Below are 21,500 nucleotides of genomic sequence, written 5' to 3'. Positions count from 1 at the left end.
CCCGCCGCCGACGCGACGGGCCGCGGCGACGCGATGGGCCCGGTCACCCCGGCGGGCCCGGCGCCCCGGGCGGCCACGTCCACCGAGCTGCTGGGCCTGCCCGCCGACGCTCGCGCGCTGCTCCTCACCGCCGACGACTTCGGCATGTACCCGGCCGTCAACACCGCCGTCATCGAGTCCATCGAGCGCGCCATCGCGGCGTCGTGCAGCCTGATGGTGCCGTGCCCGGCGGCGCCGCACGCGATGCGACCGCTGCGCGAGCGGCCGCACATCCCGTTCGGCGTCCATCTCACCCTCGTCCGCGACCTGCCCGCCTCCCCCGGGGGCCGCTGTCGCCGAAGGAGCGGGTGCCCTCGCTGCTGAACGGGGCGGGCGAGCTGTACGACCACGCCGGGATCCCGGAGTTGCTGGCCCGGCCCGCCCGGCGGAGGTCGAGCGCGAGTTCCGCGCCCAGATCGACGCCGTATTGGACGCGGGGCTCGCCCCCGCCCACCTGGATTGGCACTGTCTGGCCGACGGCGGCCGCGAGGGCATCCGCGATCTGACGCTGATCTGACGCTCGCCCTGGCCGCCGAGTACGGCCTGGCGGCACGGATCCGGCTCGAACCCGCGCGGCCTCGACGTCGACGACAAGGCGGCGCACTACGCGCGGCTGCTGCGCGACCTGCCTTCCGGGCTCAGTGAATGGGCCGTGCACCCGGGGCCGGACGACGCGCACGCCCGGGCGGCCGACCCCGGCGGCCGGCCGGGCCGCGGCACCGACCATGCCTTCCTGACGTCACCGCAGGCCCGCGACATCCTCCGCGAGGAGGGCATCGCCGTGGCCGACTACCGGGCGCTCCAGCGAACCTGGACGGCCTGATGGGGCCGCCCCGCACTCCGTCCGGCACTCCTGGTCCACGGCCCGCCGCAGCGCCCGTATCCGCGCCGTCTCACCGCCCCGCCGCCACACCAGGCCCAGCATCGAGTCCGGCAGCCCCGCCACCGGGAGCGGCGTGATGTCGCGGCGCCCGTGGTACTCGGCGGTCGGCGCGCACAGCAGCATCCCGCCCCGGCCCGCCGCGACCGCCGTCAGCCCCTCCTGGAGGGTGCGCACCCGCGGGCCGCGGGGGATCGGGCGGCCGCCGGGGGTGACGGGCGGGGCCATGAACTCCCGCCAGTAGCGCGGCGCGGGGTCGGACGGGGCGACGAGCGGGCAGTCGGCCAGCTCCTCGGCGTCCACCGCGCCCGGCTCCTGCTCCCGCGCCGCGAGGGGGTGCCCGGCGCGGACCACCAGCGTCTGCGGCTGCCGGGAGAAGACCGGGCCGAGCACCAGGTCCGGTTCCTCGACCGGCAGACAGACGATCGCCGCGTCCACCTCACCGTCCCGCACCGCGCCGAAAGGATCGGCCATCGGGATCTCCACGGTCTCCGGTTCGCAGCCGGGATGCCGCTCCCGGAAGGTCGCCAGCGCCGCCATCACCCGCTCGTCGGCGGCCCCTTGGAAGCCGACGCGCAGCACGCCCGTGAGACCGCGCGCCGCGCCCCGGGCCCCCTCGACCGCGCCGGACAGTGCGTCGTACGCGGGCCGCAGGTCGGCAAGGAACCGCTCGCCCAGCGGGGTCAGCCGCGCCCGCCGGCTGGTGCGGTCCAGCAGCCGGGCGCCGATCCGCCCCTCCAGCGCGCGCAGCAACTGGCTGACCCTGCTCTGCGACACGTACAGCCGCTCCGCCGCGCGGCCGAAGTGCAACTCCTCGCTGAGCACGAGAAAACACTCCAGTTCGCGCATCTCCAGCCCGGACACCGGCTTCCCTCCGCTGATCCACTCCACTGAGCCACTCCACTGATCCATGAGTCTCGCTCATAGAAGACTGAAGACTTCGGCGTTGTTCCCGGCCGGGGGCGGCGGTTCATTTGAGTCATGTCGAATTCCACGCCCCCTACCACGGAACTCACCGCTCCGGCAGGCGCATCCGGGTCAGCCGCGCCCGCGCACTCGCCGCATTCGCCGCATTCGCCGCACTCCCCGCTCAGAGCCTGGCTCTCCGTCGTCGCCGTGGCGTTCGGCACCTTCTCCGTCGTCACCACCGAGATGCTCCCGGTCGGCCTGCTCACCTCCATCGGCTCCGCGCTGCGGGTCTCGCCAGGGACGGCGGGCCTGGCCATGACCGTGCCGGGGCTGGTCGCCGCGGTCGCCGCGCCCCTCCTGACCGTCACCGTCCGCCGCCTCGACCGGCGGCTGGTGCTGTGCGGCCTGATGGGACTCCTCGCGGCGGCCAACCTGGCCTCCGCCCTCGCCTCCGATTTCGCCGTGCTGCTGCTGTCCCGGGTGCTGGTCGGGGTGTGCATCGGCGGGGTGTGGTCCCTGGCCGCGGGGCTTGCCGTACGGCTGGTGCCGGAGAAGTCCGCAGGTCCCGCCACCTCGTTGGTCTTCAGCGGGATCGCCGTCGCCTCCGTCCTGGGCGTACCGGTCGGGACGCTCATCGGCGACCTGGTCCACTGGCGCGCCGCGTTCGCCGCGATGGGCGCGCTGGCGCTGGCGATCGCCGCGGCCCTCGCCGTCACCCTGCCGCCGCTGCCCGCCACCGAGACGATCCGGCTGCGCGAGGTGCCGGGGCTGTTCCGCAACGCCCGGCTGCGGGTCGGGCTGATCACCACGCTGCTGCTGGTCAGCGGCCACTTCGGCGCGTACACCTACGTACGCCCGGTGCTGGAGGACGTCTCCGGCGTACGGGCGGGGCTGATCAGCACCCTGCTGCTGGCGTACGGCGTGGCGGGCATCGCCGGGAACTTCCTGGCGGGCGCCACCGCCCACCGCGACCCGCGCCGCACCCTCATGGTCATCTTCACCGTCCTGGCCACCGCGGTCCTGCTCGTCCCGGTCGCGGGCGGCACCCTCGGCGGGGCGATCACGCTGCTGGTGCTGTGGGGACTGGCGTACGGCGGGGTCTCGGTGACCTCGCAGACCTGGGTGCTGCACGCCGCCCCGGACACGCGGGAGGCCGCCTCGGCCCTGTTCGTCTGCGTCTTCAACATCGCGATATCGCTGGGCGCGCTGCTCGGCGGCCGGGCGGCGGACGGGATCGCGCTGGTCGGCGTCATGTGGTTCGGGGGAGCGCTCGCGGTGCTGGCGCTCGCGCATGTGGCGATCTTCGGAAGGCGGTAGCCGCGTGCCGTGAGACCCTGAATTCAGGGGGCTCGTCTTCGGGAGTGGTCCGATGGCAGTGAGCATGCACGTGGTCTGGAGCAAGACCGAGCCGGGGCGCGTCATCTACGAGACGCACTCGATCGAAACGATCACCGACGGCAAGGGCGTCCACGCGACGGTCGACAGCCACACCTACGAGATCTCGGTGCGCAGCCGCGCGGAGGCGGAGTCGATCGCGGACGCGGAGGGATACGAGCTGTTCCGCAAAGGCGAGGCGTGGGAGAGCCTGCCCGAGGAATGAGCGGGAGCAGCACCGCCGGGGGCGGGTGCGCGCTGCGCCCGCGTACTCAGGCCCGCCCGTACATGCTCACGATTGCCGATTGCCGATTGCCGATAGCCGTCCAGCCCGGCCCGTACCCACGGGCCGGGCTGGACGGCACATCGACCAAGCCGCGACTCAGCCGTGGCTGAGCAGGAAGTCCACGTCCCGGGCCTCCGGGGCGTCGCCGCCGACCGTGACCGGCCGGGTGGCCGGTGCGTAACCGCTGGCGACCACCGTGTAGTGCTCACCGGTCAGCCCCTCGAAACCGAAGGTCCCGTCCGCGCCCGTGATGGACTGCCCGACGACGTCGCCGGAGGCGTCCAGCAGCGCCACGCGAGCGTCCTCCAGCGGCTGTCCGCCCTGGTCGCGCACGGTGCCGCGGACCCGCGCCGCGGGCCGCAGCGCCACGTCGACCCGCACCGGCTCACCGGCGGTCAGCTCGACCTGGGTGGCGTGCGGACGGTGCCCGTCGGCGCTGAGGGTGAGCGTGTACGCGCCGGAGGCCAGCTCCGGAAGCGCGAACTCACCCTTCTCGTCGGCCGTCGCCGAGCCCGCCACCTCGCCGTCCGCGCCGGTCGCGGTGGCGGTGGCCCCGGCCAGCGGCCCGCCGCCCTCGGCCCGTACGGACCCGGTCAGCCCGCCGCCCCCGGCGAGCCGCAGATCGCAGGCGAGGGGGACGTCCGACACCAGCAGCGTGGCGGCCTGCGGCCGGTGGCCGGGGGCCGAGCCGATGAGGACGACGCTCGCGGTGTCGGGCGCGGCCACGGTGTAGGTGCCGTCGCGCCCGCTGACCGTACGGCCGAGCTGGCGGCCGCCGGTGTCGATCAGGGTGACCGCGGCGTCGGCCAGCGGGGCGCCGTCGGAACCGAGGACCCGGCCGTGGATGACGCTGCCGGTGAGGGCGGGGACGTCCGCGGCCGGAGGAACCGCGTCCTCCTTCTCGACCGTCTCGACCGTCTCGACCGTCTCGACCTTCTCGGCCTTTTCGACGACCGAGGTCGCCGTCGAGGCGCTCGCGGGCGCCGACGAGACACCGCTCGGGACGCGCCGCTGCCCCGGCAGACAGAAGGCGATCACGAGCCCGACGACCGAGGCCGCGCACGCCACCATGAACGACATCTGGAAGCCGTCTTTGCTCGGCAGCGCGACCCCGCCGAAGTCCGTCGTCTGACGGGCCAGGATCACCCCCACCACCGCGCTGGAGGTGGACATGCCGATGGACCGCATCAGGGTGTTCAGCCCGTTCGCCGCGCCCGTCTCCCGGGCCGGTACGGCGCTGACGATCAGGGTCGGCATGGCCGAGTACGCGATGCCGATGCCGACGCCGAGCGCGGTGGACAGCACCACGATCTGCCAGATGTGGTCGATCATCACCAGGCCCGCGCCGTACGTCGCACCGATCACGATGAGGCCGCTGATCAGCGAGACCTTGGGACCGCGGGCCGCGTTGATGCGCGCGGACAGCGGCGAGACCAGCATCATCGCCACGCCCATCGGGGCGAAGTACAGCCCCGCCATGACCATCGACTGGCCGAGGCCGTAACCGGTGGCCTCCGGCAGCTGGAGCAGCTGCGGCAGGATCAGCGACATCGCGTAGAACGAGAAGCCGACCATGATCGAGGCGAGGTTGGTCAGCAGCACCTGGCGGCGTGCGGTGGTCCGCAGGTCGACCAGCGGCTCGGCGGTACGCAGCTCGAACAGGCCCCACAGGACCAGGATCACCGCGGCCGCGCCGAACAGTCCGAGCGTCGTACCGCTCGCCCAGCCCCAGTCGCCGCCCTTGGTGATGGGCAGCAGCAGACAGACGAGCCCGGCCGTCAGCCCGACCGTGCCGAGCAGGTCGAAGCGGCTCGGGGTGCGTACGGCGGACTCCGGGACGACGGCCAGCACCAGCGCGATCGATATCGCGCCCAGCCCGGCGGCCCCGTAGAACAGCACGTGCCAGCTGGTGTGCTGCGCGACGAACGCGGCGGCCGGCAGCCCCAGCGCACCGCCGATCCCGAGCGAGGAGCTCATCAGGGCCATCGCCGAGCCCAGCTTCTGCGGCGGCAGCTCGTCCCGCATGATGCTGATGCCCAGCGGAATGGCGCCCATCGCCCCGCCCTGGATGGCCCGGCCGACCACCATCACCACCAGCTCGGAGGTGGCGGCGCAGGTCAGCGAGCCGACGACGAGCAGCGTCAGCGCGACCATCAGCATCCGGCGCTTGCCGAACATGTCCCCGAGCCGCCCCATGACGGGAGTCGAGACGGCGCCCGCGAGCAGGGTCGCGGTGACCACCCACGACGCGTTCGAGCTGGTGGTGTGCAGCAGCTGCGGCAGCTCGCTCACGAGCGGGACGACCAGCGTCTGCATCACCGAGACGGCGATGCCGCAGAACGCGAGCACCGCCACGAAACCGCCACCGACCTCGCGCCGCGGAAGCGACGGGCCGGTGGCCGGCGCGGCGCTCAAGGGCTCCTCGACGCGGGCTGGGGCTGACTGGGCCATGCGGATGCGGCCTCCAAGCGGTACAACAGGGATGAGTGGGAGATGTGCATCCTACACATGATGTGTATCGTGCACACTTCTGTTCCATGGAGCGGGGGCGACGAGGAGGAAGCGTGCTGGAGCGGCTGGAACGCGAATTGATGCTGGTCGCCAGGTGTCATGTCCTGACACCCCGAGACCGCAAGGCATCTGCTGACGAACCCTGCGCGGCCCCCACACCCGACCGCCTGGACCGCTCCGCCTACCTGCTCCTCTCCCGCCTGGACGCGGAGGGCGCGATGTCGATCGGCCAGCTCGCCGACGCGTTCCAGCTCGACGTCTCCACCGTCAACCGCCAGACCGGCACCCTGCTGCGCGGCGGCCTGGTCGAGCGCATCCCCGACCCCGACGGCGGCCTCGCCCGCAAACTCCGCGTCACCGCCCTGGGCACCGAACGCCTCACCGCCGAACGCGACTGCCGCCGCACCAGCCTGGCCCGGCTGCTCGAAGACTGGACCCCGGAGGACCTGGCCCGCTTCGGCGAGGTCCTGACCCGCTTCAACCGCGAGGTCGAAGCCCACGACGGCCGCCCCTGGCCCCGCGAGGAGACGACGGAATCAGCGGCCGAGGGTACGCGTTGACCTGAATACGGACCCCACCCGAGGAGGACGACGCGATGTCCACCCACACCCCCCATCCCCACACCGGCTCGGGCGCGGGCCACCGCGTGGAGGTGGTCCGCGGCACGCAGCACGTCAAGGTCACCATCGACGGCCAGGTCGTCGCCGAGACGGACCGCCCGCTGCTGCTCCACGAGACGGGCCTGCCCGTGCGCTACTACCTCCCGCCGGAGGACGTGGACCTGACCCTGTTCGAGCCCACCGACACCCGCACCACCTGCCCCTTCAAGGGCGAGGCGGCGTACTGGACGTACATCGGCCCGGACAGTGGGGCCGAGCTGCGCCCCGACGTCGTGTGGACGTACGCACAGCCGATCGACGCGGTGCCGGAGATCAAGAACCACCTGTCGTTCTACGACGCGGTAGCCGAGATCACCGTGTCTTAGGCATCGGGGGACGAAGGCCCCATCACCCCATCAGGGGCCTTCCCCCACCCCCCCACGGGGAACGGCTGACGCGTGCACCTCCACGCGTACTCCTGGCTGGGCGAGAAGGAGCTGTTCGACCACGAGATCCTCCGCCGCCTCCCCGACCGCCCCCTGCCCCCGGTGACACCGGAGGACGAGGAGTACTACCGCACCCAACTGGACGCCTTCCGCCGCTCCGAGCTGCCGCCCATGGAAACGGCGTACTGGCTCCTCAAAGCCCCCGCCCTCATCCGCGCCACCTTCCGCGAACCCAAGGACGCCGCCACCTGGCTGGGCCAACAGCTCACCGAACACGCCCCCGGCTTCCACTCCCGCCAGGAAGCCGACACCGCTCGCCTGTCCCGCCTGGTAGCCACAGCCACCACTCGCCTGACCCAAGGCGGCGACGTCTCCCTCGGCTTCTACGTAGGCCGCACGTCCTTCCTCTCCCTGGCCGTAGTGACGTGCTCCCCGAACTCCTCGGCCCCGGACCTCCGCTGCCCCCAGCTGAGTCCGCCTACCTAAGGCAACTGAGTACCCGACGCGATCCGTCCCCGCCCCGCCCGCGGTTGAGTGGACGGATGAACGAGAGAGCCTCCGCCGAACCGAGCGCCGCCAACACGCCCGACGCGGGACACGACCGAAGGGTCCGCACAGCGGCGAAGGTCGGCGTGGGCCTGCTGATCCCCACCGCCATCGTCAGCATCCTGCTCTCCCTCATGACGGAGCGCGCCGCCGACTGCGTCACGAACGGCAACCAGTGCTCTTCCATCCCTGGCCCGGTGATCTTCGGCGCGTTCCTCGTGTCGGCAGCGCTGGGCCTCTTCGCCGCAAGCTGCCCCCAGCAGCGGCTGCCGTTCTCCACAGCCCGTTCCTGGGCGGTCAAGTTGCAGTGGCTCGCTCAGCTGACGATGGCGATGCTGCTGCTCGCCTCTCCCTGAGCCGCTCAGCTCTGCTGGTTGCCGATCTTGCCCGTCATGTCGGTGGTCTGCCCTGCCGACGGAACCTCCGGGTCGACCTCCGCGCCGAAGTCGGAGAACTCGATCAGCGTGCGCACCGTCATCCTCTCCGGGACGGCGGTGGTCTTGTCCGCCCGGTCCGTCGGCTTGAGGTTCATGGTGATCTGCTGACGGCGGATGCGGCCCTGGTCGTCCAGCCAGATGTCCATCGGCACGGTGGGACCGACCTGGCGCTTCAACGCGGCGCCGCCGGGGAGCTTGTCGATGTCCACGGTGACCCGGTAGCGCGTGGTCCGCCCGCCATCAACTGTGGCCTTGCCGACCTTTTCTGTGTTCCGGTCGGTGATGCCCTTGCCGAGCGACGCGGACTGCGCGGGGTCGTTGATCTGATTGCTGCTGCCGCTGTTCTGCTCGGCAGCCGCCTTCTTCAGGTCGATCTTGATCCACGGCTTGTCACCGGGGATCTGCGCGCGCTGCTTAGGCGGAAGCTTCTGGTAGACCACCTGGTCGACGACGCGCTGCTCGACCTTCTGGCCCCCGGCGCTGATGGTCATCGCGCTGTCCCCGTCCTCGAGGTCGATGACGCCCTCGCCGTCCGCGGCAGCCGTCTTGCCCGCGGCCGACGTCTCCGTCCGAAGCGTCATCCGCGCCGTCTCCTCCTCGGCGGTCTTGGCCTACGCGGTACGGACCGCCGCCGTACCCCCTGCGCCGCCACTCGCCGCGGGCGAGGTCTTCCCGCCCTTGCCCTCGGAGTCGCCGTCACTCCCGCACGCGGTCAGCACCCCGCAGGCGAGGAGCCCCACGGCGCCGATGGCACCCGCCCGTATCCCGCTGGCTAAGTGAGTCATCTCTCCAACTCCTCTCAACGACTGGGGATACCGAGTGCCCCGGAAGCGCCGGACGAGACCGCCGAAGAGCAACCCTCGCCGGACGCGATGCATCCGGCGAGGGAGACGGGGCGGCGGCTCAGGAGAAGTTCACGTCGCTGCACAGGAAGTACGTCTGGTCCATGTGCGAGGCCTGCCAGATCGTGTAGACGACGTGGCGGCCGGTGTAGCCGGAGGTGCTGACGTCGATCGAGTAGTTCTGGCTGGGGGCGTACTTGCCAGTCGTGGTGACCAGTTGCAGGTCGCTCCACTTCAGCGGCTGGGTGGTGGGGTCGTACCCCTGCCGGGTGACGTAGACCTTGAAGTAGTCGGCGCCGTGGCTGGCCTGGTCGTACAGCTTGACGGTGAAGTTGCGGCTGATGTTGGTGGTCTTCCAGGCGCCCGGGGTGTCCAGGGAGTCGTAGCGGCCGCCTTCGGTGTGGCCGCCGCTGCACAGCTGTCCGTCGGGGACGGTAGCCGGGAAGTTGCCGGCGGAGCCGTTGCGGTAGAGGCCGTTCCAGTTCCACATGGCGTTGGGGTTGGCCTGCCAGGCCTGCCAGCACATGGGGTCTTTCTGGGCCATCTCCGGGTTCAGGTGGTCGCTGCCCCAGCGCAGCCAGCAGCCGTAGTTGCGAGAGGCGGGGTCGATGACCGATCCGTGTGCGCTGGCGGTGCCGGACCAGGGGATCAGGCCGAGCAGCAGCGCGGACAGCAGTCCGAGGGCGCGAGTCGCCCAACGTAAGGAATAGCCGCGTTCATGACAAATCATTGCGCGATCTTCCTCCATCGTCCGTGGGGGAGTGGGAGAGATATGGGAGCGCTCCCAAACGCCAGCTTGCCCGACGCCGCCCATGCGAAACGTACGCGTTGCCCGCGCGGACTACGCCGGAAGCGACGCCAGCGAGGCCGTAACCACCACCGGCGCCACCCGCTCCGCCCTCCGCAGTCCGTCCGCGACCATCTCCACCAGCCACACCGCGATATCCGGTGACCACTCCCGCGTACGGCAGCCCAACCGCATCACCTCACGCATCCCCTCGGTGTGCAGCACGCGATCAAGATCGAGATCCAACCCCGGCAAATCACCTCCCACCGCGGACGCGGAGAAATCCACCACCCCCTGCGCCATCTCCCGCACCGCTTCACGGACGGCCACCGCATCCCGCTCGCCCATCCCGCCCGCCTCGGGATGGCAGGAGACGGTGACCACCACTTCATGTCGGGCATCCGGATCCGCAAGGCCGAACCACGGCGCCAATTCGGTCTGGTGGAAAGCCGTATTGCGTTCGGCCGCCTGCAACGGCAGCAGGGCATGCAGGCCGGTGAATGTCACGGTGCCCACGCGAGCCAAAGTCTCGGCCAACACCAAAGACATCGGCCGAATGGGAAGCCCCGGACGCGGGGGATCGGTAAGAACCCCAGCCTGCAACCAGGCCAGTTGATGAACCCCGCCATCCTGCGTCCAATCACCGCCCACCTCCTCATGAGCCCAGGAAGTGGGCTCATGGCGAGCCGTGACCTCTCCGTCCTCATGAAGCCAACTGGTCAGGGATTGCCAGCCGTAGGAACCGGCCCGGTCGATCGCAAAGCCGAGGATATCTTCCTCAACCGTGCCCTCGTCATCCTGCTCTACAACCCGGTCAAACCAGGGATTCCGCTGGAGAATCCCATGCAGACCAGCAATCACGGTGGGCGGAATCATGGGCACTCCCCGGAAAATGCGCGGCGCTGGAAGAGTATTCTTCCAGCGCCGCTATCAGCTCTTGATCACGTGCCACAGTACAGTGTCTGCGTATCCGTGGTCTTCTTGTGGTTGTCGTCCGGGTAACCGACGATGTCAACGTCGATGACGCTGCGGAAGGAGTGCTTCGCGATGAAGTTGGTGCACTTCCAGGCAGCCGACGCCCGCTTGGCGCTTCCGCCACCGGAATAGACGGTCTTGGACCCCTTGTTCAGCGTCGTCCACCCCGACCCGCCCTTGACCTGGAGCCACACCGTGACCTTGGCCTTGGTCGCGGGTCCGTTCAGACGCTTCCACCACCCGTGTGCGTTGATGTTGCCCCGTACCGTGTGCGAAAAGTGCACCCGGTCGCCCTTGGTCTCGAACGCTCCGACGCCGGAGCCGGACCGGGCCTCCTTCATGCTGTAAGTTCCCCGGTCCTGCGGGGCGTTGTGGCTTTCGGCCTGCGCCGTGCCGACTGCGCCAACGGCCAACAGTCCGGCCAATGCGGCGGAAGCCGCCCCCGTACGGATACGCACGTAAAGTTCCCCCTGAATTTCGGGTCGTGTTGCCCTGGCGCACAACCCAAACAGGCGCTCGAACTTCGCGCAATCGTTTAGTTTCCGGACCTCCGCATTCCAAGCCTCCGCTTTCTTGCCACGCCAGTGTCCGACCCAGGAAGAGTGCGGCCCGTGTCGTCAATGCACGAGATTCCGTTTGCGTGTTGGTGCCATCCGCCCGACCCGGGGTAGTCGGCGGGGCATGGGTGACATTCTGGTCGGCACCTGTTCATGGACGGACCGTGCTCTGCTGTCCAGCGGCTGGTACCCGCCGGGACTGCGCGACGCGGCGGGGAGACTCCGGCATTACGCCGCCCAGTTCCCGGTGGTGGAGGTCGACGCCACGTACTACAACCTGCCCAGCACCCGTAACAGCGCCCTCTGGGCCGAACGCACCCCGGACGGCTTCCGCTTCGACGTCAAGGCATTCTCCCTACTCACCGGCCACCCCACAGCCCCGAACGCGTTGCCCGCCGACCTGCGCCCCGCCCTGCCCGGGCGGCGACACGAGGCTGACGCCGGACTGCTCGACGAGGTGTGGCAGCGCTTCACCGGAGCGCTCGAACCGCTGAGGAGCGCGGGGCGCCTCGGCGCCCTGCTCTTCCAGTTCCCACCCTGGTTCGCCCCCGGCGACCCACGAGCGAAGGCGTTCCTGGTCCAATGCGCGCGCCGTACGGCTGGCTGGCCGGTCGCCGTGGAATTCCGCCACCCCGGCTGGTGGTCGAACGATGAGCGGCCCGAGACGGAGGCGGCGCTCAAGGACTGGGGCATGTCCGCCGCAGCCGTGGACATGACGCAGACGCTGCCCACCTCCATACCACCGGTCACCCCGGTCACCTCACCCCGCCTGGCGGTGGCGCGCTTCCACGGCCGCAACGGGGCCTGGGGCACCGGCACCAAGGAGGAGCGGTTCCGCCACACCTACACCACGGACGAACTGGAGGAATGGATACCGCGCCTCCGCGGGATGGCCGACCGGGCCGACGAAGTCCACGCCCTGTTCAACAACTGCTGCGCAGACGCGGCCGTCCGCGCCGCGGAGTCGACGCGGCGCCTCCTCGGCGCCCCCACGGGCCCGGGCTGACGAGGGCCGAGCATGGAACGGATGTCTTCCGTGACGCCGCCTTGTCTGCCCACGCGATCAGGTCCCGCAACTCATCCCTCCCTCGCTCGACCACCTCCACAAGTCGGGCTGGCTGCGCAGCGGGCGGCAGCGGGGCGTCGGCTACCAGGTCGAGCATGCCCCACTTGCCGTCCAGCCATCGCCGCAGGGCCTGCCAATTGCGAGCGCGGTCCGCGTTCAGGGCGGAGTCCCAGGGATCAGCCGCGTATGGCGTGCGGTCGTCACCGAAGGCGCGCAGCAGGCCCGAGCGGCGCACCAGACACGGGTAGCAAAGGCCGCAATGGGCGAGTGCGGGCCCAGCGGGATGACGGTCGGGGGGAGTACCGCAGCTCAGGGTGGCCTCCAGGACCCGCTGCGGCGGACCCGCGTCACGTGCTACCGCATGGAAGGAAGTTGCGTCGTATTAGTGCCACGGAGCTCCATTTTTCCGACATCATCGGGGCATGCAAAAGCTCGAGGCGCACGAGATGCCCTTGCACAAGGTGTTCAGCAGTGACTACGACTTTCAGATCCCTGACTACCAGCGCCCCTATGCCTGGCAGGAGGAGCAGGCGGCTCAACTGCTAACGGACCTGCACGAAGCTTTGAGCCGCGGGACGGATGAACCGTACTTCCTCGGATCCGTTGTGCTCGTCAAGAACAGCGCAGTCCCGAAGGCGGATGTCATCGATGGCCAGCAGCGCCTCACGACCCTGACCATCCTCCTGTCCGTCCTACGCGACCTCACCGAGGATCCGGAACTACGCGGCGACCTCGACCGGTTGGTAATGGAGCCGGGTGCCAAGATCCGTGGGCTCGCACCGAGGCCGCGGCTTACTCTGCGAAGCCGTGACGCGGACTTCTTCGAGAAGTACGTGCAGACGAAGGGCGCAGTGGGCACTCTGCTGACGCTCAAGGAGGAAGTGCTGCGGACCGACGCGCAGAAGGCCGTTCTCCGCAATGCGACAGTCCTCCACCGCAGCCTCACCGCGTTGACCGAGGAGCGCCGGCTGGAACTGGCCCAGATGCTCGCCGAGCGGACTTTTCTTGTCGTCGTCAGCACTCCTGACCTCGACAGCGCACACCGGATCTTCAGCGTCATGAACTCCCGCGGCCTGGACCTGTCCCCCACCGACATCTTCAAGTCGCAGCTGATCGGGGATCTCGGGGCGCACGCGTCCGAGGCGTGCGCCACCACCTGGGAGGACGCCGAGGAGATGCTGGGGCGTGACGACTTCGCGGAACTCTTCCTCCACCTGCGGATGATCTTCGCCAAGAAGCGGGCTGAGCAGGAGCTGCTCAAGGAGTTCCCGGAGCAGGTGCTCAGCCGCTACCTCCCCGGCAGGGCCGAGGTCTTCGTCCATGACGTCGTCCGGCCGTATGCCGAGGCCTACGCCCAGATCCGTGAGGCACGTTACGAGTCCGCCTCGGGTGCGGAGGCTGTCAACGCCTGGTTCCGGAGGCTCCAGCAGGTCGACAACTACGACTGGCGGCCCGCCGCCCTCTGGGCGCTGCGCCACCACGAGAGCGACCCGGTATGGCTCGACACGTTCATGCGGGCCTTGGAGCGGCTGTCGGCCAGCATGTTCGTCCGCCGCGTCTACACGACCCCTCGCGTCACACGCTACGCCGAGCTGCTCCGGCAGCTCGATGAAGGACAGGGCCTCGACTCCTCGGCTCTCGAACTGAGGGACGACGAGAAGGTCGAGACCCGGGCCAGGCTCGACGGCGATCTCTATCTGGTCAGCAAGATCCGCAAGTACGTGCTGCTACGGCTTGATGAGCTGTTGGCCCGCGGGCAGGGCGTGACATACGATCACCCGCTCATCACCGTGGAGCACGTCCTGCCGCAGAACCCGAGGGCCGATTCGCAGTGGGACGAGCTGTTCGACGAGGAGCAGCGTGCCCAGTGGACCCACCGCCTGGGAAACCTGGTCCTGCTGAATCGCGCCAAGAACTCGGCGGCCCAGAACTATGACTTCACCGCCAAGAAGGCCAAATACTTCACCGGCCGCGGGGGCGTGGTCCCCTTCGCGCTGACCAGCCAGGTGCTCCAGCATGCCGAGTGGACGCCCGAGGTGCTGAAGGCCAGGCAGGAGGAGCTGCTGGGGGTGCTCTTCGAGGAGTGGCGTCTGTGAGTGCGAGGGCCGGGGCGTCACGCCAGGCCCTGACTCAATGATCCCCATGAAGCCCAAGGTGTTCCACTATGGGTCTGTGTGGGCTATGGCCTTCCGCAATTCACGGTTCGCGGCCCCGCGTACTCGCTGCTCCCGTGTGACCCTTGTCAGTTGCCACCGGTCTGTCCGGCCCCTCGGCCCGCATCCGCCACCCGCCCCGCGCCATGGACCTGCAGTCCGACGGCGCTCCCTCACTGCGTCCGCGGCGCCACTGTCTGATGACCGCCCTGTTGCCGTCCAGGCACCCGCGATAGCCTGCGCATGTCCTGTGCGGCACAACTACCCGCACAACCAGCAACACGCGAGGGGCGCGAGGGGACCGTGGAGCGGGGCGACGTGCGGGGGCACTACGAGGAACTGGCAGCCGAGTACGACGAGCACTGGGTCTACGGTCCGGACTACATTCCATGGATGTCTGGCCAAATCTCCGAGGCGCTACGGCTCAGCCCCACGAACCGGATTGCCGACATAGGCTCCGGAACGGGCTTGTTCGCCAGGGAGGTGGCCAGGCAGCTCCAGCCGCGCCATCCGATCCTGTGCGTCGATCCGTCCGAGAAGATGCTGCGCCAGCTCGGCACACCGCCTCCCCCTGGCCTGACACCGATCGTCGCGTCCGCCGAGGACATCGCCGAAGGCCGTGCTGATCTGCCGTACGAACAAGTCGACGCGATGTGGCTCAAGGAGTCGGTTCACCACATCACCGATCAACCGCGCACGCTGCGCGGCCTGGCCGACCGGCTGGCCGCCGGAGGGCGGCTGCTGGTGGTGATGCTCCCCGCCACCATCCAGTACCCGCTGTTCCAAGCGGCTCTCGACCGCTTCGAGGAGTTGCAGCCGGACCCTGCCCACATCCAACAGCACTTGAGCGCGGCCGGGCTGGACGCCGGCCTCACTCACGTCGAGCACGAACTGCGCATCGACCGGGACAAGTACATCGGCATGGTGCGCGCCCGATACATGTCGCTGCTGTCCACGTTCAGCGACAGTGAGATCGAGAAGGGCATCGAAGAGATGCGGGCCGCGCATCCCGAGCCCGTCCTGGTGTTTCCCGACCGGTTCGCGTTCGTCCTGGGGGAGCGGCCTGGGGAGAATGTATGAGCGCAGTGGTCGATGAACGGCTGCGGCGCCTGAGGAGCGAACTCGACGACCACTCGCGGATCGCTGACCGATTAGGGCTCGACCTTGAGCGGCCGCTGCGTTCCCTCGACGACGGTTATCCGGAGAACGCGGTCGCGCTGATCGGGAAGCTGACCGAGAAGCTCCTCAAGGAGCTGTGGCGCCACCACGGCGTCGAGGGTGACCCTTCGACGAAGGCCCTGAACGACCTCGTCAAGCGCTGCCGTCCTCACATCCGCAGCAGTACGGTCTTGGACGCGCTCGAGGACATCCGGCGGCTCCGCAACCGGTCCACGCACGACGGGTACGACATCAGCGACGAGGACGGGCTGCTGGCGGTTCGCAGGCTCGTCGACGTGCTGGTCTGGTTCACCGACACCGGAAGCGCGGCCCTACTCGGCGGTGAGCCGGACATGGCCCCGGAGGTGGCAGGCCGCTGCGAGTTCCTTGCCGGGTTGTACGTCACGCTGGGCTACCGGCAGGCGAAGCGCTTCGTCCTCAGTCCGGACACCGTGTACCAGCTGTTCTGCCGCGAGTCGGGCATGCGGCTGGAGTACGTGGAGTTGATGCTCTCCCGGGACGCCGACGACCTGAGTACCGTCCTCGCCTCCAGCGGTGGCGAGCTACTGCGCACCCGGCTGCCCAAGCTCACCCGGTTCGTCGTCCTGGATGACGACAGCGGTAGCGGCACGGACTCCGGGGCACTCCATCAACTGCTGGGCCGGGACTTCCGGATCGTGGGCTACGACGGTTTCGTCGACACCATCGTCAATCTCGATGACCATCTCGCCCCGCTCACCTCCACCGCCAGTCCGGCGGAGCCACGGGCCGCTGTCACCGCGGCGACCCTGACCACCGACCCGCGCACCGGCGAGGTACACGTGGCGCAGTCCGGGGACGCGGCGCAGTTGCTCGCCCGTCTCACGCGCGGCAGCGCGAACGTGCTGGTCACCGGTCGCCCCGGAAGCGGAAAAAGCACGCTCCTGCGCGCGCTGGCTGCCGACCCGGAGATCCGCCGCTTCCGCTTCTACTTCGACCTCGGCCTCAAACCGAAGGACGAACCGTTCTCCGAGTACGCGGCCCGTCTCCTGGCGCCGGTCATGACGTCGGCGGATCGCTCACGTGCCTACGACCTTTTCCTCTACCTGATCCGGTCCGGGACCGCGCTGTGCGTGCTCGATGCCGTCGACGAGGGGGTCGAGGAATCGAGCCCCTCCGGATTTCTGCGGCTCTTCACCGATCTCGCGGCCGTTCTGTCCGCCGAATCGGCGGTGGTCATGAGTTCGCGGGTGTCCTTCCTCGCGGACTCTCCCCAGGTGCGTCAACTGCTGGACAGCGGCGCGGGCCGCTCGGAGCAGTTGGTCGAGCAGATGTACGCGAACGGTCTCGACCCGGCTCGTGTCCCGCACTTCCACGTCGTACGCCTGGCCGAGCCCGAGGCGACTCCTTTGGAGAAGCGCATCACGGCTGAACTGAAGCTCCCGCCGGGGCAGTCGCTGGCGGAGCTCCTTGGCGCACACATCGCGCGGACACTGGTCGAGCGTGGGCAGCCGGAACTGGAGCGGAAGCTGCCGACCGTGTTCGGGCAGGCGTTTCTCACGGACCGTAGGGTCTTCTCCCTCCTCGACTTGTTCCGGGATCTGGGTGCCGACGCCTTCACGGGCGGGCGCCCCGATCTCGACGCCTGCGGCCTCGCCCCGCTGCTGCGCCCTGCCGGGCCCGATCACGTCGCCTTCGTCCACACGGCGTACCAGGAGTTGCTGGCCGCCCGGTATCTCGCGGACCCGGAAACCCGGGACGCGGCAGCGGACATTCCCGGCGGCGCCTTCCTCACCGAGCAAGTGCGGGCCTTCCTCGCCGACATGCCCGGCGCTCCGGAGTCGGACGACTGCGTGCTGCCCGCCGGGGCGTTCCTGGTGGGTCCCGCCGAGAGGCTGTTGATCCGTCGCGTCCAGCGTCCCGTGCGCTTCGACCGCCATGCCGTCACAGTCGCCCGCTACCGCGATTTCCTCAACACCCTCGACACGGACGGCACCTCGCGGTGGGATCATCCGGACCAGCCCGCGGACATCACGCACCGTGCCATGACCGACCGGCTGGCACATGCCGACTACTACGAGAACCCTCGCTACGACGCACACCCGGCCGTCTGCATCACCTGGTGGAGCGCGTACGCCTTCGCCGCCTTCGAAGGCAAGCGTCTCCCGACCGCACTCGAGTGGGAGGCTGCCGCGCGCGGCACCGACGGACGATTGTTCCCGTGGGGTGACACAGCCGACAGCACCCGCGTCAACTGCGCCGACTCCTGGGTCGGCCGGCCTGTCGTGACGTACCAGGCGTGGTACCGGGAGTTCGCGGGCACGGCCGTACGCCGGGCCGGGGTGACACCCGTCGGGGACCGCCCCGACAACCGCTCACCGTTCGGCATCCTCGACATGGTGGGCAACTGCTGGGAGTGGACATCCACTGCCTTGTCCGACCCGACCGCGGCCGTCATATGCGGCGGCAGCTACGACAACCCGATGCGCGCGGTACAGGCCAGCAGCAAGGGTGTCTACCGGAAGCACGGGGGGAGTAACGCGGTCGGCTTCCGATGTGTGCAGGACATCGACAACGACACAGGGGAGACGACAGCATGAGCGGTGGCGGGCCGCGCCACGGAATCATCGTCGACACGCGGCCGACCGGCGGCGGACCACGTGGTGCGCTCAGCTCCTACGTCGTCCGGGACGACGAGGACGAGCGGTACTACGGCTTCGACTACCGGCAGATCGTGACCGAGGGATTCCGGACCATCCGCCCCGGCGAACGCGTCCGCTTCCACATCAGTGCCGAGAGCCCCGACCAAGCCGAGTTCGTCATCCGTCTCGACCAGCCCGACCCGGCCGAATACTACCGGTGACCGCCGAAGTGCCGCTGCTCAGCGAGGTCACGGGGACGCGCCAGGAGCTGACCGTCGTCCTTCCCGCCCGGCTACAGCACGCCCCGGACTGGCCCGAAGGTCCCTTCCCGTTCGAGCTGGGCAGCCGCCGTACCGACGCCGCGACCCGGTCCACGTACTTCGCCGCTGCCTCCGCGCGTGCCCTGTACGGGGCCCCCGGGCGGCCCTGCCGCTGGCACCTTCCGCAGGACGCCAAGCGAGACGGGCTCCATCTGCTCGGCATGGAACTGCTGCGCGCGGCCACCGCTCGTGACCCCGAACACGCTTTGGCCGTACTGCACTTCAGCGTGGAGAAACCACTCCTGCCAGTACTCCGTACCCTCGCCGGTCGGCGGTCCAGCACAGCCGACGAACCGCTCACCGGCCCCTTCGATCCGGCCGCGCTCCTCGCCGGGGTCGCCGACGTCCGCGCCACGGGCGCACCGTTCGCCATCGCCCGTCCCTACACCGTTGCCTTCATGGCCCCCTCGGAGCAGCACACCCCCGTGCTCCGCGACGGTCCTCAAGGAACCCTGCCTGTCAGCGCGGACCGCTGGCTGTGGCAGCTCGCATCACGCTCCACACCGGAGGACTTTCCCCTCCCGCCCGAGACAGCAGACGAGCAGCTCAAGGACACCATGAGGATCTCGGCGGACTGGAGCGCCCTGGTCCTTCGGCAGGGGACCGCCTTCGTGGGCCACCGGCCCGACACAGGTGCTGGTGACTTCTTCGAGTTCGGGGCCCTGCACTCCCGCACTGTCTACCTTGACGCGCTGCTCCTCGGCTCTCTCCAGCGCGACCACATCGACGAGCTTACGGACGAGCTCTCCGCGGTGTTCGACTCCTCACGGCTGGCACGCCGCGTCGCCGCCTTGGAGCGGAATATCGCAGTCTTCCGCAGCACCTACTGGCGACAGCACCTCACCGCCCACGGTCCAGCGAACGACCTGCTGCTCGCCTTCCAGAACCAGCACCGACTTCCCGCCCGCTTCACCGAGATCCTCGCCGAAGCCGCTGACTACAGCAGACTCGTACAGACTCAGGAGAGCCAACAGATCAGCGGGGCCCTGGGCGTCCTCACCATTCTTGGCCTGCCACTCGGCACCGCCCTCAGTATCCTGCAAGTGCTGGGTGACGATTCGGTGGCCCATCTGCTGATCGCACTCGGCCTGTCGATCGCGGCCACGGCCGCGGCCCTCACGACTCGGTACGGACGCCTGGTCCTGTCGTCGCTGCGCGGCGGCGATGGTGAGGCGTAACGCACTGTTTCGTTCGGTCGATCGCTGTACACGGTACCGACTGGCGGCGGCGCGGCGGGTCCTACAGCAAGTGGTCGGCCTTGCCGGCCTTGATGTCGGTGATGAGGGCGCGCAGGGCTTCGAGGGAGTCGGTGAGGTAGTGGTCCTCCTGGCCGGCCACGGCTATGTAGCCGTTGCCGTCGGCGTCGGTGCCTAGGCGGAAGCAGTTGTTGCCTTCTGCGCAGTAGGGGGTTTCCCACGTGATGACAGGCATGAGGGCTCCTTAGAGTTCACGGGCGACAGCATGGATGAGTTCCCGGGATTTTTCGGGGCTCAGAGAGTGCGCATCCATCCAGTCGAGGTGGGCACGGAATTTGGCGAGTTGGGCTTCGGCATGGAGGAACTCGGGGCCGTGCGTGGAATCCAACTGGACTGTATCGAGCTGCGGCACGGGGCCTTCGGCATACAGAAGGGCGTGCCCCGCTCCCGGAAAGCCGTCGCTGCTGACGGGGATAATCCGCAGAGTGATGTTGTCGCGCTCGGACATGACCTGTAGGTGGTCGAGCTGGGTCTGAGTGACTTTGCGGCCACCGAACTGCATACGGAGGGCCGCCTCGTGAATGTATCCGATGTACGGCAGTGAGATCGGCTCATCCAGAACCTGCTGTCGATCCATGCGGTGCTTCACGCGCAACTCGACCTCCAAACGGGACATGCGCGGCAGCCCGGAGTTGAACACCGCGCGGGCGTACTCCTCGGTGTGCAATAGGCCCGGCAGATGGACGATCTGCCCGGTGAGCAGGCGTTTGGCGTGCCACTCAAGCTCGGCGATGTCGAGCAGTCCAGACGGCAAGGTACCGCGGTACTGCTCCCACCAGCCGGGGTCCGCTTCATCGGCCATGGCCGCGACGGCCTCGATGTAAAGATCGTCAGAGCAGTCGTAGTTGCTGGCCAGCGTCCGCACTCGCTCCGGGGTCGTGATCCGAGTGCCTGCTTCCATGTTGGAGATCTTCGCGCGGTCCAGGCCCAGCAGGCCAGCTGCGTACTGCGTGCTTGCACCTGCTGCGAGACGGAGTTTGCGCAGTTCAGCGCCAAGTCGCTGTTGGCGTTCTGTGGGTGCACTTCGCATCGACATGCTGTCCCTCTCTGCCCGGCCCGCCAGTCTGCCGGGCTTCGCATGCTTGGTCCAAACTCTATCGTGGCAAATTGCCACTGAAGTTGTGGCGCTGCGCCACAGGGAGCCGCTAGTGTTGGGTCACGCGCACGCTACACACCGCAATGCCGGAAGCGCACCGCGCGAGCCTGCCCGTCTGCCCTGGGACGGGCGTGCTCGCGACCAGGGCGGCAGGCCACCGGCGACCCCGAACCCTCACCACAGCAATGGAGTTCGCCATGCCCGAGATCCCCCTCGTACCCGTTCACTGGCGCTTCCCTGCCCACCCCACCTCCGTACGGCGAGCCCGCCACGCCGTCGCCGAATCGCTGCCACAGGTCCTTCGTCCCCACCTCGGCGACGACCTCGGCCTGCTGACCTCCGAGCTGGTCACCAACGCCCTTCGTCACGGCGCCTGCCGGGAGGACGAGGAGCTCATCGAACTCATCCTGTGGCCCGCCGACGGACACTACTGGCTCGCCGTCTCCGACCCGGGTACCGGCAAACCCGAACTGGCTCGCCCGGACACAAACTCCGAGAGCGGTCGGGGTCTGATCCTCGTCGACAGCCTCGCCACCGCTTGGACCGTCCGGCCCCGCCCCACACGCGGAACATCCGTGATCGCGGGTCTCCCTTTCCGCCAGGGCGGTTGACGGCGCGGAGCGGTCGGCCGGGCGTGTAAGG

General features: G+C 69.2%; 24 protein-coding genes. 15 read left to right on the top strand and 9 right to left on the bottom strand.

Translation table 11 applies throughout. The annotated features are described in order from the left end of the window. Both EEJ42_RS53800 and EEJ42_RS54860 read left to right on the top strand, forming a co-directional pair. A partial coding sequence (locus EEJ42_RS53800; protein WP_281291430.1) for a ChbG/HpnK family deacetylase occupies nucleotides 1–363 on the top strand: 363 nt, incomplete at its 5' end. Next, nucleotides 287–556 carry a ChbG/HpnK family deacetylase gene (locus EEJ42_RS54860; protein WP_281291431.1) on the top strand — a complete coding sequence of 90 codons (270 nt, stop codon included), beginning with the start codon at nucleotides 287–289 and terminating at the stop codon, nucleotides 554–556. The genes EEJ42_RS53800 and EEJ42_RS54860, both read left to right, overlap by 77 nt. A 222-nt stretch (nucleotides 557–778) precedes the next feature. Here the strand turns inward: EEJ42_RS54860 and EEJ42_RS11400 are convergent, their stop codons facing one another. Further along, nucleotides 779–1,831 carry a LysR family transcriptional regulator gene (locus EEJ42_RS11400; protein ID WP_184503031.1) on the bottom strand — a complete coding sequence of 351 codons (1,053 nt, stop codon included), beginning with the start codon at nucleotides 1,829–1,831 and terminating at the stop codon, nucleotides 779–781. A gap of 69 nt (nucleotides 1,832–1,900) precedes the next feature. Here EEJ42_RS11400 and EEJ42_RS11395 point away from each other — a divergent pair, with 69 nt between their 5' ends. Together EEJ42_RS11395 and EEJ42_RS11390 are read left to right on the top strand one after the other, a co-directional pair. Next, the gene (locus EEJ42_RS11395; protein WP_123099833.1) at nucleotides 1,901–3,145 is read left to right on the top strand and encodes an MFS transporter; all 1,245 of its coding nucleotides are present in this window, start codon (nucleotides 1,901–1,903) and stop codon (nucleotides 3,143–3,145) included. 52 nt (nucleotides 3,146–3,197) lie between these two features. Further along, on the top strand, nucleotides 3,198–3,428 hold the full coding sequence (locus EEJ42_RS11390; RefSeq protein ID WP_009715083.1) for a hypothetical protein: 231 nt from the start codon (nucleotides 3,198–3,200) through the stop codon (nucleotides 3,426–3,428). A gap of 156 nt (nucleotides 3,429–3,584) precedes the next feature. On the opposite strand, the gene EEJ42_RS11385 is transcribed toward EEJ42_RS11390, so the two are convergent. Further along, on the bottom strand, nucleotides 3,585–5,939 hold the full coding sequence (locus EEJ42_RS11385; RefSeq protein ID WP_425472879.1) for an MFS transporter: 2,355 nt from the start codon (nucleotides 5,937–5,939) through the stop codon (nucleotides 3,585–3,587). A 140-nt stretch (nucleotides 5,940–6,079) separates the two neighbouring features. Here EEJ42_RS11385 and EEJ42_RS11380 point away from each other — a divergent pair, with 140 nt between their 5' ends. From EEJ42_RS11380 to EEJ42_RS11365, 4 genes are all read left to right on the top strand, one after another. Next, nucleotides 6,080–6,559 carry a MarR family winged helix-turn-helix transcriptional regulator gene (locus tag EEJ42_RS11380; protein ID WP_184503032.1) on the top strand — a complete coding sequence of 160 codons (480 nt, stop codon included), beginning with the start codon at nucleotides 6,080–6,082 and terminating at the stop codon, nucleotides 6,557–6,559. A 35-nt stretch (nucleotides 6,560–6,594) separates the two neighbouring features. Beyond that, nucleotides 6,595–6,984 (top strand): DUF427 domain-containing protein, encoded by a 390-nt coding sequence (locus EEJ42_RS11375; RefSeq protein WP_184503030.1) that lies wholly within the window; start codon nucleotides 6,595–6,597, stop codon nucleotides 6,982–6,984. A gap of 72 nt (nucleotides 6,985–7,056) precedes the next feature. Next, complete coding sequence (locus EEJ42_RS11370; RefSeq protein WP_123099830.1) at nucleotides 7,057–7,530, top strand: hypothetical protein; 474 nt, start codon at nucleotides 7,057–7,059, stop codon at nucleotides 7,528–7,530. A gap of 56 nt (nucleotides 7,531–7,586) precedes the next feature. Next, complete coding sequence (locus tag EEJ42_RS11365; RefSeq protein WP_123099829.1) at nucleotides 7,587–7,946, top strand: hypothetical protein; 360 nt, start codon at nucleotides 7,587–7,589, stop codon at nucleotides 7,944–7,946. A gap of 5 nt (nucleotides 7,947–7,951) precedes the next feature. Here EEJ42_RS11365 and EEJ42_RS11360 read toward each other — a convergent pair whose 3' ends face one another. From EEJ42_RS11360 to EEJ42_RS11345, 5 genes are all read right to left on the bottom strand, one after another. After that, a complete protein-coding gene (locus tag EEJ42_RS11360; protein WP_246096368.1) occupies nucleotides 7,952–8,608 on the bottom strand; it encodes an SCO4651 family lipoprotein in 657 nt (218 codons plus the stop codon). Between the two features lie 30 nt (nucleotides 8,609–8,638). Continuing rightward, a complete protein-coding gene (locus EEJ42_RS52695) occupies nucleotides 8,639–8,812 on the bottom strand; it encodes a hypothetical protein (protein WP_246096367.1) in 174 nt (57 codons plus the stop codon). Nucleotides 8,813–8,930: 118 nt separating this feature from the next. Beyond that, nucleotides 8,931–9,599, bottom strand: a complete 669-nt coding sequence (locus tag EEJ42_RS11355; protein WP_123099828.1) for a lytic polysaccharide monooxygenase auxiliary activity family 9 protein — start codon at nucleotides 9,597–9,599, stop codon at nucleotides 8,931–8,933. A gap of 111 nt (nucleotides 9,600–9,710) precedes the next feature. Next, nucleotides 9,711–10,532 (bottom strand): hypothetical protein, encoded by an 822-nt coding sequence (locus EEJ42_RS11350; protein WP_123099827.1) that lies wholly within the window; start codon nucleotides 10,530–10,532, stop codon nucleotides 9,711–9,713. A gap of 65 nt (nucleotides 10,533–10,597) precedes the next feature. Then, a complete protein-coding gene (locus EEJ42_RS11345; protein ID WP_148081920.1) occupies nucleotides 10,598–11,089 on the bottom strand; it encodes a hypothetical protein in 492 nt (163 codons plus the stop codon). 223 nt (nucleotides 11,090–11,312) lie between these two features. Here EEJ42_RS11345 and EEJ42_RS11340 point away from each other — a divergent pair, with 223 nt between their 5' ends. The 6 genes from EEJ42_RS11340 (at nucleotide 11,313) to EEJ42_RS11315 (ending at nucleotide 19,684) form a co-directional block, all read left to right on the top strand. Further along, nucleotides 11,313–12,194 (top strand): DUF72 domain-containing protein, encoded by an 882-nt coding sequence (locus tag EEJ42_RS11340; RefSeq protein WP_123099825.1) that lies wholly within the window; start codon nucleotides 11,313–11,315, stop codon nucleotides 12,192–12,194. A 482-nt stretch (nucleotides 12,195–12,676) separates the two neighbouring features. After that, a complete protein-coding gene (locus EEJ42_RS11335) occupies nucleotides 12,677–14,350 on the top strand; it encodes a DUF262 domain-containing protein (protein WP_123099824.1) in 1,674 nt (557 codons plus the stop codon). A gap of 360 nt (nucleotides 14,351–14,710) precedes the next feature. Then, on the top strand, nucleotides 14,711–15,487 hold the full coding sequence (locus tag EEJ42_RS11330; protein ID WP_123099823.1) for a class I SAM-dependent methyltransferase: 777 nt from the start codon (nucleotides 14,711–14,713) through the stop codon (nucleotides 15,485–15,487). Further along, nucleotides 15,484–18,144, top strand: a complete 2,661-nt coding sequence (locus tag EEJ42_RS11325; RefSeq protein WP_123099822.1) for an SUMF1/EgtB/PvdO family nonheme iron enzyme — start codon at nucleotides 15,484–15,486, stop codon at nucleotides 18,142–18,144. Before EEJ42_RS11330 ends, EEJ42_RS11325 begins: the two co-directional genes overlap by 4 nt. After that, nucleotides 18,141–18,407 carry a hypothetical protein gene (locus tag EEJ42_RS11320; RefSeq protein ID WP_123099821.1) on the top strand — a complete coding sequence of 89 codons (267 nt, stop codon included), beginning with the start codon at nucleotides 18,141–18,143 and terminating at the stop codon, nucleotides 18,405–18,407. Before EEJ42_RS11325 ends, EEJ42_RS11320 begins: the two co-directional genes overlap by 4 nt. Continuing rightward, a complete protein-coding gene (locus EEJ42_RS11315) occupies nucleotides 18,404–19,684 on the top strand; it encodes a hypothetical protein (RefSeq protein ID WP_123099820.1) in 1,281 nt (426 codons plus the stop codon). The genes EEJ42_RS11320 and EEJ42_RS11315 overlap by 4 nt, the downstream gene beginning before the upstream one ends. A 61-nt stretch (nucleotides 19,685–19,745) precedes the next feature. Here EEJ42_RS11315 and EEJ42_RS11310 read toward each other — a convergent pair whose 3' ends face one another. Continuing rightward, nucleotides 19,746–19,937 (bottom strand): hypothetical protein, encoded by a 192-nt coding sequence (locus EEJ42_RS11310; RefSeq protein WP_123099819.1) that lies wholly within the window; start codon nucleotides 19,935–19,937, stop codon nucleotides 19,746–19,748. Between the two features lie 9 nt (nucleotides 19,938–19,946). Beyond that, nucleotides 19,947–20,798 carry a helix-turn-helix domain-containing protein gene (locus EEJ42_RS11305; protein WP_184503029.1) on the bottom strand — a complete coding sequence of 284 codons (852 nt, stop codon included), beginning with the start codon at nucleotides 20,796–20,798 and terminating at the stop codon, nucleotides 19,947–19,949. Nucleotides 20,799–21,055: 257 nt separating this feature from the next. Here EEJ42_RS11305 and EEJ42_RS11300 point away from each other — a divergent pair, with 257 nt between their 5' ends. Continuing rightward, entirely contained in the window at nucleotides 21,056–21,469 is a 414-nt protein-coding gene (locus EEJ42_RS11300; RefSeq protein WP_123099818.1) for an ATP-binding protein, read from the top strand. Nucleotides 21,470–21,500 lie beyond the last annotated feature (31 nt).

The organism is Streptomyces botrytidirepellens, assembly GCF_003721215.1.
In the GTDB taxonomy this organism is placed as follows: Bacteria; Actinomycetota; Actinomycetes; order Streptomycetales; family Streptomycetaceae; genus Streptomyces; species Streptomyces himastatinicus.
Note: the sequence above shows the minus strand (reverse complement) of the source record. Positions and strands in the feature narration are given on the sequence as shown.